Source organism: Palleronia sp. (assembly GCF_042089775.1).
GTDB lineage: Bacteria > Pseudomonadota > Alphaproteobacteria > Rhodobacterales > Rhodobacteraceae > Palleronia.
Genome location: NZ_JBELKF010000208.1, coordinates 1 through 3243 on the forward strand (window position 1 = coordinate 1; position 3243 = coordinate 3243).

The 3243-nt window shown below is 64.5% G+C and carries 2 protein-coding genes and 1 pseudogene; all 3 read left to right on the top strand.

Features of this window, described 5'->3' with window-relative positions:
• Positions 1-360, top strand: a pseudogene (locus ACFDS3_RS20010) (transposase); the annotation flags it as partial.
• A 131-nt stretch (positions 361-491) separates the two neighbouring features.
• The gene (locus tag ACFDS3_RS20015; RefSeq protein ID WP_375264090.1) at positions 492-1487 is read left to right on the top strand and encodes a 2-hydroxyacid dehydrogenase; all 996 of its coding nucleotides are present in this window, start codon (positions 492-494) and stop codon (positions 1485-1487) included.
• 6 nt (positions 1488-1493) lie between these two features.
• Positions 1494-2969 carry an L-lactate permease gene (locus tag ACFDS3_RS20020; protein ID WP_375264091.1) on the top strand — a complete coding sequence of 492 codons (1476 nt, stop codon included), beginning with the start codon at positions 1494-1496 and terminating at the stop codon, positions 2967-2969.
• Positions 2970-3243 lie beyond the last annotated feature (274 nt).

A 3243-nucleotide genomic window follows, 5' to 3' on the forward strand; every position in this document is an offset into this window, starting at 1 on the left:
CCATCAGGTTCTTCATCACGGCCGGTCAGGTCAGCGACTACACCGGAGCCAGAGCCCTGATCGGTAGTCTGCCATCGGCCGACCGGCTGCCGAGAGATCGCGGATATGATGCTAACTGGCTCCGCGAAGGCCTAATCATAGGGGAATAGCCCTCGGCCCCTGGGGCGAAAGTCGCGCGACAAGCCTCTGCGATACGAAAAACGCCGCTACAAGCGCCGCAGCAGGATCGAGATCATGTTCGGGCGCCTGAAAGACTGGCGCCGCGTCGCCACTCGCTATGATCGCTGCCCGAAGGTCTTCCTGGCAGTAATCGCCCTCGCAGCAACCTTCTTGTTCTGGCTCCAAATCGATTTGTCTTGAGCCTAGCACAATCGCCGGTCTTCCGGGATCACCTCTCGCTTCTGTTGCGTCCTGCAAGCGGAGCCGTATGTTCATAGAACCACTGGCGAGCCTGCGCTGTTCTTTCGTCTCGTCCAGCCATGGGAGCTTAAATGCGGATCGCAGTCTTCAGCACCCAGCCGTACGATGCCGAGTACCTGGCGAAGGCCAACGCGGGTCACGAGCTTTTCTTCTTCGAAGCGCGCCTCACATCCGGAACGATGCAACTCGCGGCAGGAGCGGATGCCGTCTGCGCCTTCGTCAACGACGACCTTGGTCAGGACGTCATCGCGGCCTTGGCCACGTCCGGGGTTGCGCTGATTGCGCTTCGCTCTGCCGGGTTCAATCATGTCGATCTTGTCGCGGCCGAAGCTGCCGGGATCTCGGTCGCACGGGTGCCGGCCTACTCCCCTCACGCGGTGGCCGAGCACGCGATTGCGCTGATGCTGACGCTAAACCGCAAGACGCACCGAGCCTACAACCGTGTCCGTGAAGGCAACTTTGCGCTGGACGGGCTTCTGGGGTTCGACCTGTGTGGAAAAATAGTCGGCATCGTTGGAACGGGCCAGATCGGCGAGGTCGTCGCGCGCATCCTGAGCGGCTTCGGGTGCAACCTGCTGGCCCACGACCCAATCGAAAATCCGGCCTGCGTCGCCGTCGGGGCCCGCTATGCCGGACTTGAGGAGCTTTTAGCGACCAGCGACGTCATTACCCTGCAATGCCCGCTGACCCCCAAGACCCATCACCTGATCGATGCGGCCGCCGTGGCGAAGATGAAGCGCGGAGTCATGCTGATCAACACCAGCCGAGGGGCGGTCGTCGACGCAAGGGCGCTCATCGCGGGCCTGAAGAGCGGCGCGGTCGGCAGCGTCGCGCTTGACGTCTATGAGGAAGAGGGCGACCTGTTCTTCCAGGATCTGTCGAGCAGCTTCATCTCGGACGACGTGTTCGCGCGCTTGCTGACATTCCCCAACGTGCTGATCACCGGGCACCAGGCATTCTTTACTGAAGAAGCTTTGACTGCCATCGCCGAGACGACGATCGCCAACGTCTCTGCCTTCGAGCGTGATGGTCAGCCGCTTCATCCTGTCCGCTCCAAAGGCGGCTGAGCACCCATGTCTGCACTTCTCGCTGCCGCGCCGCTTGCCCTGGTCCTGGTCGGAATGGGCATCTTGCGGCGCTCGGCTGTTGTGGCTGGGTCCGCGGGACTTGCGGTGGCGCTGGTACTTATAGCCACGACGTTCGATTTGTCCGAAGGGTCAAGCGATATACGCGCGGGCGTCGGGGTGTTCGCCGAAGCGGCCCATTCGACGGTCACGATCCTGTGGATCATCTTTCCCGCCCTGTCGATCTTCGAGTTCCAGCGCCGGACCGGCGCGATTGAGCGCATTCGGGACACGCTGGCCGCGCTGACGGACGAGAGAAGGATCCAGGCGCTGCTCATCGCATGGTTCTTCGGCCTGTTCATGGAAGGCGCGGCCGGGTTCGGGACACCGGTTGCACTTGCAGCCCCGCTGCTCGTCGGGCTGGGCTACGGCCCCGCGCGGGCGGTTGTCCTGGCCCTGCTTGGCCACGCAGCGGGCGTGTCCTTCGGCGCGATCGGCACACCAGTCCTTGTCCAGGTCGAGCTTGCAGATCTCTCTGCGGGCAAGCTTGCTGTAAGAACTGCGCTGCTGCACGCGGTGGCGGGACCGGTCTTGCTTGTTCTGATGGTCCGACTGGCCGGAGAAGCGCCGCTTCGGCGCTCCGATCTGGCGTGGTCCGCACTCGCGGCGCTGTGCTTCTTCGTCCCGTCTCTCGCGCTCGCATATTTCGTGGGCCCCGAACTTCCGACGCTCGGCGGCGCCCTGGTCGGCGCAGGGTGCTTCATCGCCACGCTACGGCGCCAGAACGCGTCCGGTGCGCTGAACCTGCGCCGACTGCTGCCGGACCTCGCGCCTTACCTCCTGATCCTGCTCGTCGTCCTGGCAACGCGGCTGACCCCCCAGTTGCAACAGGCCCTGAGCGAGTTGACGCTGGGCTGGAGCCTCGACGACAGGTTTCGCGGGAGGTTCCAGCCGTTGTATCACCCGGGGACGATCCTGTTTTTCGGGTTCTTCCTCGGCGCGGCGCTCGCCGGCCGCGGCGGCCTTGTCGGCGAGGCTTTGGATGCAGCCTTGCGGCGCCTCCTGCCGGTTGCGTTCGCCCTGCTCGTCATGCTGGCGCTGTCGCGCTTCATGGTCCATTCCGGAATGGTTGCGGCGCTGGCCGCGGCCGCCACGGCCATCGGCCCCGCATGGCCATTGCTTTCGCCGCTGATCGGCGCCCTCGGCACCTTCATCACCGGCTCGGCGACCGCCTCGAACATCCTCTTCACCGAGCTTCAGGTCTCCACCGCGGCCAGGCTGTCGTTGCCGCCACTGGTGATGGCCGCGGCCCAGTGCTTCGGTGCGGCGATCGGTAATGTAGTTGCGCCCCATAACATTATCGCCGGCAGCGCCACTGTCGGCCTCACCGGGCGGGAGGGCGATATCCTGGCGCGAACCGCCGGACCATGCGCAGCCTACGCCGGCATCGGGGGCGCCGCAGTGTTTGTTCTACTTTGGGTGTAGCGGCGAGGGCCGCAGCGGGCGGCAGTCATGCTTTCATCACCGGGATAGTTCTTGCATACCATGACTCGGATCGGCTTCACCCGCAGTCTTGCTAAGATCCGGCCAATCCAATCGGGTCCGGGGCTCGCGCGACGTCGGGCTAAACGTGACCGCTCCGGCCTCGGTGTCATCGACACCGGCAAGATCACTGACCTGAGCCCCAACTTCCCTCCGGCCTTGCGGAGGGTCCGCCGGTTGATGTCTGGCGCTACGCGGCGCGTATTGCCAGGCTGTT

Excerpts from the sequence above, each read along its gene's own strand:
- ACFDS3_RS20015 (WP_375264090.1), top strand. The coding sequence starts at position 492 with ATGCGGATCGCAGTCTTCAGCACCCAGCCGTACGATGCCGAGTACCTG.
- ACFDS3_RS20020 (WP_375264091.1), top strand. The coding sequence starts at position 1,494 with ATGTCTGCACTTCTCGCTGCCGCGCCGCTTGCCCTGGTCCTGGTCGGA.